The sequence below is a fragment of the Exiguobacterium sp. K1 genome (assembly GCF_033721435.1).
Lineage (GTDB): Bacteria > Bacillota > Bacilli > Exiguobacteriales > Exiguobacteriaceae > Exiguobacterium_A > Exiguobacterium_A artemiae.
This window is the reverse complement of sequence record NZ_JAOTIT010000006.1, coordinates 64,462-78,952: the sequence shown is the minus strand read 5'-3', so window position 1 is coordinate 78,952 and position 14,491 is coordinate 64,462. Positions and strand designations below refer to the sequence as shown.

Annotated in this window: 15 protein-coding genes and 1 riboswitch; of the genes, 8 read left to right on the top strand and 7 right to left on the bottom strand. The window is 48.5% G+C overall.

The genetic code is table 11. From position 1 onward, the window contains the following. Nucleotides 1-37: 37 nt before the first annotated feature. A riboswitch (purine riboswitch) is annotated at nucleotides 38-137 on the bottom strand. A gap of 66 nt (nucleotides 138-203) precedes the next feature. Further along, nucleotides 204-1,190 carry a phosphate acetyltransferase gene (pta, locus tag N7U64_RS12590; RefSeq protein WP_131503249.1) on the bottom strand — a complete coding sequence of 329 codons (987 nt, stop codon included), beginning with the start codon at nucleotides 1,188-1,190 and terminating at the stop codon, nucleotides 204-206. Nucleotides 1,191-1,535: 345 nt separating this feature from the next. Between pta and hemQ the strand changes: the two genes are divergently transcribed. Together hemQ and N7U64_RS12580 are read left to right on the top strand one after the other, a co-directional pair. After that, nucleotides 1,536-2,312, top strand: coding sequence for a hydrogen peroxide-dependent heme synthase (hemQ, locus tag N7U64_RS12585; protein ID WP_012369128.1), 777 nt, complete (start codon nucleotides 1,536-1,538; stop codon nucleotides 2,310-2,312). Nucleotides 2,313-2,417: 105 nt separating this feature from the next. Beyond that, entirely contained in the window at nucleotides 2,418-2,555 is a 138-nt protein-coding gene (locus N7U64_RS12580; RefSeq protein WP_200868745.1) for a hypothetical protein, read from the top strand. Between the two features lie 136 nt (nucleotides 2,556-2,691). Here the strand turns inward: N7U64_RS12580 and N7U64_RS12575 are convergent, their stop codons facing one another. Together N7U64_RS12575 and N7U64_RS12570 are read right to left on the bottom strand one after the other, a co-directional pair. Next, entirely contained in the window at nucleotides 2,692-3,060 is a 369-nt protein-coding gene (locus tag N7U64_RS12575) for a DUF423 domain-containing protein (protein WP_012369126.1), read from the bottom strand. Continuing rightward, nucleotides 3,057-3,668 carry a trimeric intracellular cation channel family protein gene (locus N7U64_RS12570; protein ID WP_012369125.1) on the bottom strand — a complete coding sequence of 204 codons (612 nt, stop codon included), beginning with the start codon at nucleotides 3,666-3,668 and terminating at the stop codon, nucleotides 3,057-3,059. Before N7U64_RS12570 ends, N7U64_RS12575 begins: the two co-directional genes overlap by 4 nt. Nucleotides 3,669-3,834: 166 nt before the next feature. Here N7U64_RS12570 and N7U64_RS12565 point away from each other — a divergent pair, with 166 nt between their 5' ends. The 4 genes from N7U64_RS12565 to N7U64_RS12550 all read left to right on the top strand — a co-directional run bounded on the left by N7U64_RS12565 (nucleotide 3,835) and on the right by N7U64_RS12550 (nucleotide 8,264). Next, nucleotides 3,835-5,463 carry an ABC1 kinase family protein gene (locus N7U64_RS12565; protein WP_012369124.1) on the top strand — a complete coding sequence of 543 codons (1,629 nt, stop codon included), beginning with the start codon at nucleotides 3,835-3,837 and terminating at the stop codon, nucleotides 5,461-5,463. A gap of 135 nt (nucleotides 5,464-5,598) precedes the next feature. After that, the gene (locus N7U64_RS12560; protein WP_041261779.1) at nucleotides 5,599-6,450 is read left to right on the top strand and encodes a GRP family sugar transporter; all 852 of its coding nucleotides are present in this window, start codon (nucleotides 5,599-5,601) and stop codon (nucleotides 6,448-6,450) included. Between the two features lie 18 nt (nucleotides 6,451-6,468). Beyond that, complete coding sequence (locus N7U64_RS12555) at nucleotides 6,469-7,254, top strand: SDR family oxidoreductase (protein WP_318929967.1); 786 nt, start codon at nucleotides 6,469-6,471, stop codon at nucleotides 7,252-7,254. A 38-nt stretch (nucleotides 7,255-7,292) separates the two neighbouring features. Beyond that, nucleotides 7,293-8,264, top strand: a complete 972-nt coding sequence (locus tag N7U64_RS12550; RefSeq protein WP_214766649.1) for a cation diffusion facilitator family transporter — start codon at nucleotides 7,293-7,295, stop codon at nucleotides 8,262-8,264. A 99-nt stretch (nucleotides 8,265-8,363) separates the two neighbouring features. Here the strand turns inward: N7U64_RS12550 and N7U64_RS12545 are convergent, their stop codons facing one another. The 3 genes from N7U64_RS12545 to N7U64_RS12535 all read right to left on the bottom strand — a co-directional run bounded on the left by N7U64_RS12545 (nucleotide 8,364) and on the right by N7U64_RS12535 (nucleotide 10,179). After that, the gene (locus tag N7U64_RS12545) at nucleotides 8,364-9,104 is read right to left on the bottom strand and encodes a thermonuclease family protein (RefSeq protein ID WP_318929966.1); all 741 of its coding nucleotides are present in this window, start codon (nucleotides 9,102-9,104) and stop codon (nucleotides 8,364-8,366) included. 100 nt (nucleotides 9,105-9,204) lie between these two features. Beyond that, entirely contained in the window at nucleotides 9,205-9,855 is a 651-nt protein-coding gene (locus tag N7U64_RS12540) for an SDR family NAD(P)-dependent oxidoreductase (RefSeq protein WP_012369119.1), read from the bottom strand. 57 nt (nucleotides 9,856-9,912) lie between these two features. Beyond that, on the bottom strand, nucleotides 9,913-10,179 hold the full coding sequence (locus tag N7U64_RS12535) for a DUF5327 family protein (RefSeq protein WP_012369118.1): 267 nt from the start codon (nucleotides 10,177-10,179) through the stop codon (nucleotides 9,913-9,915). 55 nt (nucleotides 10,180-10,234) lie between these two features. On the opposite strand from N7U64_RS12535, the gene N7U64_RS12530 reads away from it, so the two are divergent. Both N7U64_RS12530 and N7U64_RS12525 read left to right on the top strand, forming a co-directional pair. Then, nucleotides 10,235-11,203 carry a Gfo/Idh/MocA family oxidoreductase gene (locus N7U64_RS12530; protein ID WP_318929965.1) on the top strand — a complete coding sequence of 323 codons (969 nt, stop codon included), beginning with the start codon at nucleotides 10,235-10,237 and terminating at the stop codon, nucleotides 11,201-11,203. Nucleotides 11,204-11,238: 35 nt separating this feature from the next. Continuing rightward, nucleotides 11,239-12,897 (top strand): glycerol-3-phosphate dehydrogenase/oxidase, encoded by a 1,659-nt coding sequence (locus N7U64_RS12525; RefSeq protein ID WP_012369116.1) that lies wholly within the window; start codon nucleotides 11,239-11,241, stop codon nucleotides 12,895-12,897. 51 nt (nucleotides 12,898-12,948) lie between these two features. Here N7U64_RS12525 and N7U64_RS12520 read toward each other — a convergent pair whose 3' ends face one another. Next, nucleotides 12,949-14,382 carry an amino acid permease gene (locus tag N7U64_RS12520; protein ID WP_318929964.1) on the bottom strand — a complete coding sequence of 478 codons (1,434 nt, stop codon included), beginning with the start codon at nucleotides 14,380-14,382 and terminating at the stop codon, nucleotides 12,949-12,951. Nucleotides 14,383-14,491 lie beyond the last annotated feature (109 nt).

The following is a 14,491-nucleotide window of genomic DNA, read 5'->3' as shown; positions in this document are numbered from 1 at the left end:
GTCGCTACCCGGGGGCAGCCACTGTACGCTAAAAAGAGAGCAGTAACTCACCACCCGTAGTCGGATCGTTACGGCGATCCGGTAGAGACTCGTGGGCCAATCCCCACTATTATACGAGCGTTGCTATACGTTTATTCGTTGATGCGTGATGTGTTCCATTTTACGGAGTTCACTGAAAAAGTAAAGTCTTTTTCGAAAATGGATTACGCTTGGCGTTCTTCGACAGCTTGTGCCGCTGTAATGATCGCCAGTTTGTAGACGTCTTCTTCGTTACATCCGCGCGACAAATCGTTGACCGGTTTGTTGAGTCCTTGCAGAATTGGTCCGATTGCTTCAAAACCGCCAAGACGCTGGGCAATCTTATAGCCGATGTTTCCAGACTCAAGGCTTGGGAAAATAAAGACGTTTGCTTGACCGGCAACATCTGATTCCGGCGCTTTTGATTTTGCGACACTCGGGACGAATGCTGCGTCAAATTGTAATTCACCGTCGATTGAGAGTTCAGGTGCACGTTCTTTTGCCAAACGTGTTGCTTCGACAACGCGCTCTGTTTCCGGTGATTTCGCTGAACCTTTTGTCGAGAAGCTGAGCAACGCAACTTTCGGATCGATTCCGAATGTTTTTGCCGTTTTCGCAGACGCGATTGCATTTTCAGCTAAATCGTTAGCGTCCGGTGCGATGTTGATTGCACAGTCGGCGAACACATACTGCTCGTCGTCACGAACCATGATGAAGACACCTGATGTCTTTTTATAGCCTTCTTGCATTTTGATGATTTGAAGTGCCGGACGAACCGTATCACCTGTTGCGTGCATCGCACCGGAAACTAGACCTTCTGCTTTTCCTGTGTGGACGAGCATCGTACCAAACGTGTTGACGTCTTTCAGGATGAGGGCGCGGGCTTGTTCTTCCGTTGCTTTTCCTTTACGACGCTCAACGAATGAAGCAACGAGTTCTTCGATTCCTTCATATGAAGCCGGATCAATCGTTTCAAGATCTGCAACATCAATGTTGTTTGCTGAAGCTGTCTCTTCGATTTGACCGCGTGGTCCGATGACGATCGGTGTAACTAAACCGTCTTTTTTCAAACGTACAGCTGCACCGAGAACACGTGCATCGATTCCTTCAGGGAAAACGATCGTCGGCTGGTGGGCTTTGACTTTTGTCTCAAGCATTTCGAATAATTGCATGATATTAGCTCCTTTTGTGGCGAATAAGTGTCGGTTTTTGTTGTTGTTCCATTCCATTGTTCATTATACACAGTTCTGTTTCGTTGTTAAAACAATTTGCAAAAAAGTGTGTTTTCTATTCTTATACCTGACTTTTTGAATACTATTACAGTATCTTTTTTAATATAGTACAGGGAAAAACAGAACCTCTTTATCACACCCTTTTACCTCATACCCCCCTTTCCGTTTTTGTATGTCGGGTCCGCTCCAAAAACGAACCCGTTTTCTTACGAGGAAACCAAAAAGATATGGTAAGATTGAACATGGATTAACACGTTCACCATTACAGATTCAGGAGGTTTTCATATGCAACATCAATCATCCGAACCAACCGTTACGCAACAAGCCGCCGAAACACTCGATGGCTGGTATACATTCCATGATTTCCGCCGGATTGACTGGGCCCGTCTGAAACAGGTCGATGCTTCCGTCCGGACGAAGATGGTACAGGAGTTCCAGGCATTTTTGGGAGAACTCGCACAAGTAGAAGATCAAAAAGAAGGCAGTCATGCCCTCTATACGATCATCGGTCAAAAAGCGGATCTCGTTTTGATGGTTCTGCGTCCGACAATGGAAGAGATTCAGGATGTTGAAGTGAAGATGCAGAAGCTGGATCTATACGACTATCTGATTCCGACGTACTCCTATGTGTCTGTCGTCGAACTCGGTACGTACCGCGGTTCAGGAGAAGGTAACCCGTATGAAAACCCGTACGTCCGCGACCGTCTCTATCCGATTCTTCCGAAATCGAAGCACATCTGCTTCTATCCGATGAGCAAGTCGCGCCGCGACGGCGACAACTGGTACACGCTTTCGATGGAAAAACGAAAAGAACTGATGTACCGTCACGGAATGATCGGTCGGAGCTACGCCGGCAAGATTCAGCAAATCATCGGTGGATCAACCGGATTCGATGACTGGGAATGGGGCGTCACGCTGTTCGCCAATGATATTCTGCAGTTCAAGAAAATCGTTTATGAAATGCGTTTTGACGAAGTCAGTGCCAAATACGGTGAGTTTGGTGAGTTCTTTATCGGGAACCGCCTCGAAACAACAGATCTCGAAGCACATTTCGCACTTTAATCTGCTAAATCACGTTTCATAGGAAAACCCTACGGGAATATACTCTTTGCGGCCACAAAAACTGTCAGATTTGTACCTGAAGGAGGAATTACCATGGGGAATGCTATGAACCGATCAACGCGATCGCGTGAATTGCAATTCGCTGTGCTTTCAAAAGAGCTAAAGCCAGTCGCGGAACGCGTACTGGACCGCTATGAGCAAGCATTATCGAAGTTAAATAAAACACAACCTGCCAAGCGCTGAAGCTATTGCTTTTGTCGCTCTATCGTACCGGTAAACAGATCAAAATCTGTTTACCGGTTTTTTTGCGAACAAAAAAATCTATCCGTTTCACGTTTCTCTGCTCGAGTCGCGTGAAGCGGATAGATTCTTATTGTCTTTACAGCCCTTTATAAGCCCCGATTGCAACAAAAATCCAGGCTGCGATGAACAGGACGCCACCGATCGGCGTCACAGCCCCAAGTTTCGTCACACCCGTCAGCGCCATCACGTACAGGCTGCCTGAGAAGAAAACGATTCCGGCAAGCATCAGCCAACCGGCCAATGAGAACTGAGAAATCGATACTTTCAATAACATCCCGCCGAGTGCGAGAATTCCGAGCGAGTGAACCATTTGATACAAGACACCCGTCTGCCAGTTCGCAAGCATCCGCTCTGATAACATATCTTTTAAGGCATGCGCACCGAAAGCTCCCAGTGCCACGGCGAGCATCATCGATAATGCTCCGATCATGATGAAAATTTTCATTCCTTATCTCCCCCTAAACGTCGTGCTGGTAAATTCCATTCATAATAATAGGATAGCATACGTAAAATTGTGATCAGACCGAGTAATGTGAACAAATGGAGTGGATTCGTCAATTCGAACCGGTCAATCACAAGTGCCGCCATGACGGCCCACATCGCATAGATTTCTTTATGCAGGACAAGCGGTTTACGTCCGGCGAGTAGATCGCGGATGACGCCACCACCGACTCCTGTTAAAACAGCTGCCGAGATCGTTGCCGATAACGGCAGGCCTTTAGCGGAAGCCATCAACGCACCTTGAATCGCAAAGGCGGATAAACCGAGTGCATCAGCGAGCACCCCCCACCGCGTCCAGTGCGGTAAAAATAATTGCGGTAAAATGAAGATCAGCAACGCGACCAAAATCGCGATTAAAAACAGTCCGCCTTGCGACCAAAGCGCAGAAACCGGGACACCAATCAACAGGTTGCGGATGGCACCACCGCCGAAGGCCGTGATTAAAGCAAGCAGCCAAACGCCAAACAAATCATACTTTTCTTCCATCGCGACAATCGCGCCACTCATCGCAAACGCCACCGTGCCAATGATATTCAACAAGTCCCAGGACATACGCACATTTCACCTTTCCCATTAGAAATTCCAATACTTACTATACGCTCTTTTTCGATTCCGGCAAGCTTATTTTTTCTGTCACCGATTCGACCGTTTGCAAGTGTCGTTTTTAGGTAAAGTAACCTATACTGAAACAAACTGTACAGGAAGCGTAGGTGGAGGTATGAAACGTTGGGCGCTTTATCGGATTTTCATCATCGTAACGATGTTCGCTCGTTACATCTGGACGATTTATCGATTCACCCGGAAGAACCGACCCGGTACGAATAATGAAGAATTTGAGCGCATCATGATTACGATTGCGCGTGACTATAAGAAAAAAGCCCTTCGTCTCGAAGGACTCCTCATTAAACTCGGTCAGTTCCTGTCGATTCGGGCCGACCTGTTTCCTCCATCCGTCTTAATGGAGCTGACGGAACTTGTCGATAAAGTCCCGTCAAGCAAACTCGGTGAATCCCGGAAAATCATCGAAGAGGACTGGGGAACAGCGATCGAAGATATCGTCGATGATATTTCCCCCCGACCGATTGCTTCTGCTTCGATCGGTGAAGTCTACAGCGCAACCCTGAAATCCAATGGACGCAAAGTAGCGATTAAAGTGCAACGGCCGAATATCGAACAAATTATCAAAACCGATTTCCGGGCGATGCGACTCGTCATTGCGATGCTCCGCCGGACGTCGCTCAATAAATCAACCGATTTACAGAGTCTGTACCGTCAAATGGTCTTCGTCATCGGAGATGAGCTGAACTATCGGACAGAATTAAAAAACGGTCTCTACTTCAAAAAAATGTACGAAACGAATCCGGTCATCTATATTCCAGATTACTTTGAAGAACATTGTACGAACCGCGTCCTTGTCATGGAATGGATTGAAGGGACACGCATCACGGATCTTGATTACTTAGCGGAACATAACATCGACCGCGATGAACTGGCCCGGAACCTGTTCCTGAATGCCGGGGAACAGTTATTGTTCGGCGGAAAATTCCATGCCGATCCCCATCCGGGTAATGTCCTTGTCCAAAGTGACGGCCGGATCGTCCTGCTCGACTTCGGGATGATCGGTGCGACGACGGCTGATGACATGCGCGCGATCCAGCGAATTCTGCAGTCGTTCGTGACGCTCGACTACGACGCCATCGTCGACGGTCTGGAAGATTTGCGCTTTTTACTGCCAAATGCCAACAAACAAAATATCCGGCAAGCGATTGAAAAAGCCGTTACCTTCTATCTTGAAAGTGACATGGAAAACATTGATACGAAGTTGATTGAAAAAGTATTATCCGATATTGAATTACTGGTTCGAAACGAACCGATCCAACTCCCGGCAGAGTTTGCCTTTTTCGGCCGGGCTGCCTCAACGATTCTCGGAATTCTGCAAATCTTATCACCTAAAATCAATTTGCTCGAACTTGCTAAACCGATGGTCCGAAGATGGCTCGATGAAGAAGGAAAAAATCAGAACCGCTACTTGCAAATCGCCGGTTCTTACGGGGCACGGCTGCTTGCCTTCCCCCGCCTCGTCAACGATGCCTTGAGCGAACCGACCCGGTGGCGACTGTTTGAACAACAGAAGTTTTCCCGCGTCGCTAACATGGAATCGCTGAAAATCCGTCAATGGACCAGCTCCCTCGTCGGAATCGTCAGCCTCCCGGTCAGTTACACCGGCTACTTCCTTGCTCATTATGATTTGATGGGCATTTCGCTCGCCATTGCCATCGTTGCTTTATGGAACGGTCGACGCATCGGACGGCAAATTGTCCGGATTGCCGACGAACCGTTTAAATAATTACTGAAACGTCCTTTTGAGAGGGCGTTTTTTATTTTGAAATAATGTTTTTTCGTTCTTCTATGTTTTTCAGATCTGTTCCCGGGGTACAACTTCAAGTAGATAGAAAGAAATGTAGAAGAGGTGAAACACTTGATTGATATCTTAATTGCGCTCGTACCTGCCTTGATGTGGGGGAGTCTTCCATTGGTCGTCTCCAAAATCGGTGGTTCGACGGAACAACAAATTATCGGAACGACACTTGGGGCTTTAGCATTCGCCATCATCACGTTCTTTTTTGTCAGCCCTGAACTTTCGACGACAGCCTGGGTCGCCGGATTCTTCTCCGGTGCTTTTTGGGCCCTTGGCCAAATGAATCAGTTCGCAGCTTTTAAACAGATGGGTGTCTCAAAAACGATGCCGATTTCAACCGGGATGCAACTCGTCGGGACGTCTCTGTTCGGTGTTCTCGCTTTTGGCGAGTGGTCGAACCGGACTGCTTTGATTCTCGGTATCAGTGCACTTGTCTTAATCGTGGCCGGTGCCGCTTTCACTTCTTATAAAGAAGATAAAAGCAAACAGGATGAAAATATCGGAAAAGGCTTACTGTTACTCCTCATTTCGACAGTCGGTTATGTCGGCTATGTCGTCATCGCCCGCTGGTTCAACATCAACGGCTGGGAAGCTGTCTTGCCACAAGCCATCGGTATGGTCATCAGTGCCGTTCTATTGTCTTTACGTAAAGGAAACCTGTTCACGAAAAAAACAGCCGGCAACACGATCGGCGGTCTCATGTGGGCAGTCGGTAACATCGCCTTATTGTTTGCAACAGCTAAAGTCGGTGTTGCGACCAGCTTCTCATTATCACAAACCGGTGTCGTCATCTCGACAATTGGTGGTGTCGTTCTGCTGAAAGAAGCAAAAACAAAAAAAGAAATGACCTTCGTCGTGATCGGCTGTATTCTAGTCGTCGTCGGTGGCATCATGATTGGATTTACGAAGCAATAATAAGGAGGAGTTCATATTATGTATAACAGTCTCAAAGGTAAAGTCGCAATCGTCACCGGTGGATCAATAGGGATCGGTGAAGCCATAATCCGCCGCTACGCGGAAGAAGGCATGCGTGTCGTCATCAATTACCGGAGCCACCCGGAAGAAGCGAACAAAATCGCAGAAGATATCAAGCAAGCAGGCGGTGAAGCCCTTACCGTCCAAGGGGATGTCTCGAAAGAAGAGGACATGATCAATCTCGTTAAACAGGCGGTCGACCACTTCGGTCAGCTTGATGTTTTCGTCAATAATGCCGGTGTCGAAATGCCGTCACCTTCTCATGAAATGTCACTTGAAGATTGGCAAAAGGTTATCGACGTCAACTTGACCGGTGCCTTCCTCGGTGCCCGGGAAGCTCTTAAATACTTCGTTGAGCATAATGTCAAAGGGAATATCATTAATATGTCGAGCGTACACGAAATCATTCCATGGCCAACGTTTGTGCACTATGCTGCGAGCAAAGGCGGCGTCAAACTGATGACCCAAACACTTGCAATGGAATACGCACCAAAAGGCATTCGTATCAATGCGATTGGACCGGGCGCGATCAATACACCAATCAATGCCGAGAAGTTCGAGGATCCGAAACAACGTGCCGATGTCGAAAGCATGATTCCGATGGGGAATATCGGAAAACCGGAAGAAATTTCTGCAGTCGCCGCATGGCTTGCTTCCGATGAAGCAAGTTACGTGACAGGGATTACCTTGTTTGCGGACGGCGGCATGACACTTTATCCATCATTCCAAGCTGGACGCGGGTAACCCCGCGTTTCTGCTTCTCTTAAAAGGGAGGAACCTTCATGTCGAACTTTTTTACTCTGCTCAGGCGTGGGAATAAATCGGCTCTCGCTGCTGCCATCGTCAATACGGTTATCGCTCTTATCAAATTCGTCGCTTACATCTTGACGGGAAATATCGCCATGTTTGCAGAAATGATGCATACAATCGGTGACGCAGCCAACCAGTTTTTTGTTTATGTCGGATCGGCATTAAGTAAAAAAGCACCGACCAAGCGGTTCCCGAATGGATTCGGTCGACTCGTCAACCTTGTTTTACTGGCCGCCATCCTTGTGGTTGCCATTCTTGCTTACGAAACCATCCGTGAAGGTGTCCTGCACATCCTGCATGCTCCGGGTGAAAAAACCAGCGGCCTTTGGATCATCCTGACTGCACTCGGAATCGGTGTTGTGCTCGAAGTCGGTGTGTTCTACAAAGCAATGATTGAAATTGCCCATGAGACGGGATTAAAATCCCGTGGTCTGACGCTGGTCGGTCAAAGCTTCGCCAACTTATCGCAGGCAAAACCGGCGACACGACTCGTCTTCATGGAAGATTTAGTCGCGACGCTCGGTGGTGTCATCGCCATCATTGCCGTCCTGATTTCGCATTATACGTCGTTTTATCAGGCAGAAGGAATTGCTTCGATTTTGATCGGCTTGATGATGTTCTATGTCGTCTATAATGTCTTTATTCAAAATGCTGCCGGTGCGCTTGGTGAGATTGATGAAGTACTGACTGCAAAAATCGGAGAAATCCTGATGCGTGATCCGGACGTTCGTGATATCGAAAAACTTGAAGTCATCAAAGAAGGGGATCATTTCCACGTCGAGATTGAGATCGAAGTTGATCCCGGACTGACAATTGCTCAAGCAGATGATATTAAAGATCGTCTTGAACTACAGATCCGGATTCTCAAAGGAATCACGGATGTGACGATTTCCTTTGATGAAGATGATAAGATTCAACATTATCAGCCGCCCACACAACCGTAATGCACAAAGAAGCTGACTCAAAATTCAATCTCTACAAAGATAAGGAGGGCAGAATAATAATCTGTCCTCCTTATCTTTTTGGCGTCATCCTCTTTTCAGTCAGTTTGCCGCCCGGACGAATCCGGCTTCTTTTGCTTCCCGTTCACTGCAAAACATCTCTTCCGGGTTCACTTCATCATAGGAACGTCCCCCTCGGATATGATAGATTTTCTTTCCTTGGCGGTTGATATTACCTTTGATGTCGGCGCAGTCTGTTGGCTCTGCCGGTGTTCCTTTCATGACCGAAGTATCGAATCCGCGATCCGTCGCATATCCGTTTGTCTGCCAGATTCCTAACTTTTCCTCTTTTGTTTCGTCTTCGATTTCCTGAAATGTCTCGACGTACCGGGTGTCCGGTTCATAAATGTAGGCGACCCGTGCCAATCCTTTTCGCAATAATTCCTGATTGATCATCTTCCCGTCCGCCCAAACATACGCCAGCAATCGACCATACCGGTCTGCTTTCGATTCATCGCGTTCGAGCAATACCTCACTGCCTGCCGGTAACGCTTCTTTTGTGAAGCGTGATGCTTCCGGACCATACGGTTGAACCGGCTTTTCCGGATTCACGGTTTCCGGTGTGTCGATCAATAAAAAGCGGACATCTTCCGTTTGACCATTCTTCAGCCGGACTTTCACCGTATCTCCGTCGATGACACGCTCGACGGTCGCTTCCGTCACTTTCGCTTCATCCGGTTGCGGGATGCCCGTCTGTGGATCATCCGGTTCTGAATCCAGTGCGCATCCGCTCAAAAATAGGATCGTCATTACTAAAAACAGTTGAGATAATATTCGTTTCATAAGTTGCCCCCTCTCATCGGATTCAAAAAGGCGCCGACATCAGGCGCGTCGACGCTTTCCAGTCTAAATCGTATCTCCTGTTACTTGTGTCGCTTCCCGATTACTTTGCTTCGAGGACCTTTTCGACATCCGTACGGTTCGTATACAACGTATAAAAGGCTTCAGCAACATTTTTCGGATCCAGTGCCGTTCCGCGTTTGACTTCACCGGCAATCGTCACGGTCCCAACGTAGACATTGTCGTCTTTCAACGTATCGTGCAACATATGCGTCAGTTGACGGACACCGGCTTTCCCGATCGACAGACCCGGCAAAGATTTAATCGCATGTAGTGCTGCTCCGCCGCCTGTGATTAAGATGGCTCCGTCTTTTCGTGCCACCATATCCGGTGCGACGATTTGTGCAGCATGCAATGCTCCGAGAACATCAATTTCAAATTCTTTCGTAATCTGCTCTGCTGATACCTCAAGCACAGAAGCTTGGTGCAGGATCGACGCGTTATAAACGAGGACATCCACTTGTCCGTACTGCTCTTTCGTCCATTCCACGAGCGATTCGAGATCAGCACGACGTGATGCATCACATTCGACGCCAACTGCTTCGATCCCTTGTTCTTTCAGCTCCGTGATGACGGCTGCCAGTGTTTCCTGTGTCCGAGCGGCACAGACGACTTGGAAACCTTCTTTACCGAACCGCTTACTGATTTCGGCTCCGTTTCCCGGACCGGCTCCGATGACGATGACTGTTTTCATATTCTGTTCCCCCTTATTTTTTCCTTTTACTCTATTCCCACATTTGATTTGATTTACTCAAAAATCAAGCAGCGAGGGCCCTTTTTCTTCTTTTTCCGGAGCGACTCCCATGAAGCGGGCCAACATCGGATCGACTTCGGGCGGTTTCGGTTGAGTGGTCGGCGTGATGACCGAAGGCTCCCTAACGCTTTGCGGTTGATCCAGCAATAATTCACAGTAGGCCTTCATCGCCGCGATTTGTTCGATTTGTCCCGTCCCGCTCGACTGCTCGATTTTTGACATCGTCTGCCGCATTTTTTCAATGACTTGTTGTTCTGTAATCATCTTGCTCACCTCATATGATAGATTGAATGTATTAACTGAAAAGGAAGTGTCCTCCATGATTCGTACTGCTCTAATTGGCTTTGGACTTGCCGGTGAACATCTGCACGCCCCGTATCTCACAGCACCTGATTATCAACTGGTTGCGGTTCAGTCCAGTCGTCCGGAGGCAGTCGCTACGCGTTATCCGGATGTGCCGGTGTATTCTTCGCTTGCAGCGTTATTAGCCGCTGAAACGATTGAACTGGTCGTCATCGCGACACCGAACGCCGAACATTATCCCCTCGCCAAGACGGCACTTTCAGCCGGCTGTCATGTCCTCGTCGAGAAACCATTTACGGTCACGTTACTGGAGGCCGAACAGTTGACGGATCTTGCCCGTCAACAAAATCGATTACTGACAGTTTACCATAACCGCCGGTACACAAAAGACTTCCGGACATTGCTCGAACTGGTTCAAGCTGATGAACTGGGTGTCGTCCAGACCTTCGAGGCGCACTATGACCGCTATCGTCCGACCGTTCGGGCACGCTGGCGGGAACAGGACGTCCCGGGCGCCGGTCTGCTTTACGATTTAGGCTCCCATTTAATTGACCAGGCGTTGATGTTGTTCGGTGAACGACCGGATCGCGTCTTTTGTGATCAGACGATCCAACGTCCGGACGGTCCGGTCGAAGACTACACGCATCTGATTCTCGCTTTCGGAACGCGCCGCGCCATTCTGCATATCGGATCACTCGTTCCGTCACCCGGTCCTTCGCTCGCCGTCCACGGTACAAAAGCAAGTTATTTCGTCGACAGCGTCGATACGAAACGGTCGACTTATACGTGGGGAAGACCTGAACAGCCTTTGGAAGAACGCCCCTTCGTCGATTCCGGTTTTGCCGACTACTATCATGATTTGGCACAAGCCTTACGTCATGAGTCCCCTCTTACCGTCACAACGGAACAAGCTCTGCTCGTCATGAAAATTATTGATTGTGCTCAAAAAAGTGTAAAAGAGGGTACATGGATAGAAGTAGATTAAAATAATCCATTTCAGACGAACAGGGGGAAATATGCATGTTTTCAAGTACGGAACGAACCGCATGGCTGGAAGAGATGGGACAGGAATTGCTTGATGTATTAGTCATTGGTGGTGGCATTACAGGTGCCGGGATTTTACTCGATGCTCAAAGCCGGGGTATGCGGACCGGGTTGATTGAGATGCAGGATTTCGCAGAAGGGACATCAAGCCGCTCGACGAAACTCGTGCACGGGGGCTTACGTTACCTGAAGCAATTTGAAATCAAGTTAGTCGCAGAAGTCGGGAAAGAACGGGCCATCGTCTATGAAAATGCGCCGCACGTCACGACACCTGAATGGATGATGTTACCGCTTGTCGAAGGCGGGACATTCGGCAGCTTTTCGACGTCGATCGGTTTGCGGGTCTACGACCAATTGGCAGGTGTCAGACGCCATGAACGACGGACGATGTTATCAAAAGAAGAAACACTCCGATATGAACCGCTGTTACGGTCGGAACATCTTGTCGGAGGCGGACGGTATGTTGAATATAAAACAGACGATGCCCGATTAACGGTCGAAGTATTAAAAGCTGCGGTCGGATACGGCGGACGTGCCGTGAACTATACGAAGGCTGAGTCTCTCGTCTACCATAACGGGAAAGTCGTCGGTGTCGAAGTACAGGACGTCTTAACCGGTAAGACCTATACGATCCGGGCGAAAAAAATCATTAATGCAACCGGTCCGTGGGTGGATGAATTACGCGAAAAAGACGGTTCAAAATCCGGCAAATCGCTTCATCTGACGAAAGGAATCCATCTCGTCATCGATCAAGCCCACTTCCCGCTTCAACAAGCGGTTTACTTTGATGTTCCAGACGGCCGGATGATTTTCGCGATTCCCCGCGAAGGAAAAACGTACGTCGGTACGACAGACACGAACTATCAGGGTGATATTCTCGAGCCGGGTGTAACGGAAGAGGACCGCGATTATATCCTCGATGCGACCAATAAGATGTTTAACGTTGATCTTCAGCCGGAACATGTCGAGTCCACTTGGTCTGGTCTGCGTCCGTTAATTCACGAGGACGGCAAAGATCCGAGTGAACTGTCACGAAAAGATGAAATCTTCGTTTCGAAATCCGGTCTGATGTCGATTGCCGGCGGAAAATTGACAGGCTACCGTAAGATGGCGGAACGAATCATTGATATGGTCGCGGATCAGTTCAAGGAAGAAGAAAACCGGATTTACCTGGCGTCCCGGACCCATGATATTCTGCTCGGCGGCGGTCATCCGGACGGCAGTAAAGGATTTGCCCGTTACTTGAAAGAACAGCAGCCGAAAGGTGAAGCGCTTGGACTCTCTCCAAAAGAAGCAACGTGGCTGATTCAACGTTACGGAACGGATGTTGAACGTGTCTTTGAATTGATCCGTTCGCGCGGCAGTGAAGCGGAACGTTATCAGCTTCCCCTTCACTGGTTCGGCGGACTGCTCTACGGACTCGAAGCGGAACTTGTCATGCAACCGGGTGATTTCCTGAACCGACGTGCCTCCGCTGTCTTCTTTGACTTCCCGAATGCTGAAAAATATGCCGACGGTGTTCTCGCTTTAATGCGAAGCGAACTCGGCTGGTCGGCGGAAGAAGAAGCGAAAGCCAATGCCAGCATCCAACGTGAGTTTGATGCGGTTCGGATCAAGACGTCTTTACCATCTTAATTTCCTCCTTGTCACAACAAAAAATGCGACCCCTCACGGGATCGCATTTTTTTATTTTTCGTCTGAAGCTGCAATTTCAGTAGCCGGCATGTTTCCTGGTTCCAGGTTCGAATTCTTTCGGGCAAAGGCGAAGTATAGAACAAGTCCGATCGCCAGCCAGATGAAGAAAGCAATCCATGTTTCGAGTTTCAAGTTGAACATTAAGAAGAGACACGAAGCGATTGCTGCGATCGGCACGTACGGCATTCCCGGACATTTGAATGCACGCGGAAGATCCGGTTGTGTTTTACGAAGGATCAAGACCGCAACAGAGATTAAGACGAATGCTGCAAGTGTCCCCATGTTAACGAGGTTTGCGATGACATCGAGTGGAACGAGTCCTGCGACTGTTGCACTGCCAAGACCAATCATCCATGTTGCTTTGAACGGTGTTTTGTATTTGGGATGTACTTCCGAGAATACTTTCGGGAACATGCCGTCACGTGAGATGGCGAACGCTAAACGTACCATTCCGTATGTCATGACGAGGATAACCGTTGTGATTCCGAGAATCGCACCTAAATCGATGAAACCGGCGACCCAGTTTTGTCCTGCCATCTGAATGGCGAGTGAGACCGGGTGATCGACGCCCGCAAATTTTTGGTACGGGACGATTCCTGTCATGATCGCTGCAACGATGACGTAAAGGACTGTACAGACAGCAAGGGAACCGATGATACCGCGTGGCAAGTTCTTTTGCGGCTCACGTACTTCTTCTGCTGCCGATGTAACAGCATCAAAACCGATGTAAGCAAAGAAGACGATGGCTGCTCCGGAGAAGACGCCGCCCCATCCGAACGGAGTAAATGGTGCCCAGTTCGTCGGTTCAACATAGCCGACACCAACGACGATGAATAAGACAACGACTGCTAGTTTAATGATAACCATGATGTTGTTGACGCGTTTTGTTTCTTTAATCCCCATCGATAACAGGGCTGTAATGGCAAGTAAAATCAGGAAGGCCGGTAAGTTGAAGAACGTTTTTGCGCCTTCTACCGCGCCGGGAGCTGCTGAGAGTGCTGTCGGGAGATGGATACCAAATCCGCCGAGTAACGACTGGAAGTAACCGGACCATCCTGCCGCAACGGCACTGGAGGCGAGTCCATATTCCAAAATCAAGTTCCAACCGATGATCCAGGCAAAGATTTCACCCATCGTGGCATACGTATACGTATAGACGGAACCACTGACCGGAATCGTCGAAGCGAATTCCGCATAAGCGAGTGCCGCTAACCCACAGGCAATGGCAGATAAAATGAATGAGACGATAAGACCAGGTCCTGCTGTCAATGCTCCTGTTCCGGTTAGGACGAAAATTCCCGTACCAATGATGGCGCCAATTCCTAAAAACGTTAAATCCATTGCGCCAAGATTTCGAGCAAGTCCGCTGTTGCGCTGACTCGCAGCAATCATAGCGGAAACATCTTTTTTCCGCGTCAAACTCATGATGATACTCCCCCTGTTGTGTGTTTAGTTCGAATTACAAAAAAGTTTTGCAATTACTTAATCCAAAATTTACGAAGTTTTCAGATAAATTGATATAGGTCATTAGACC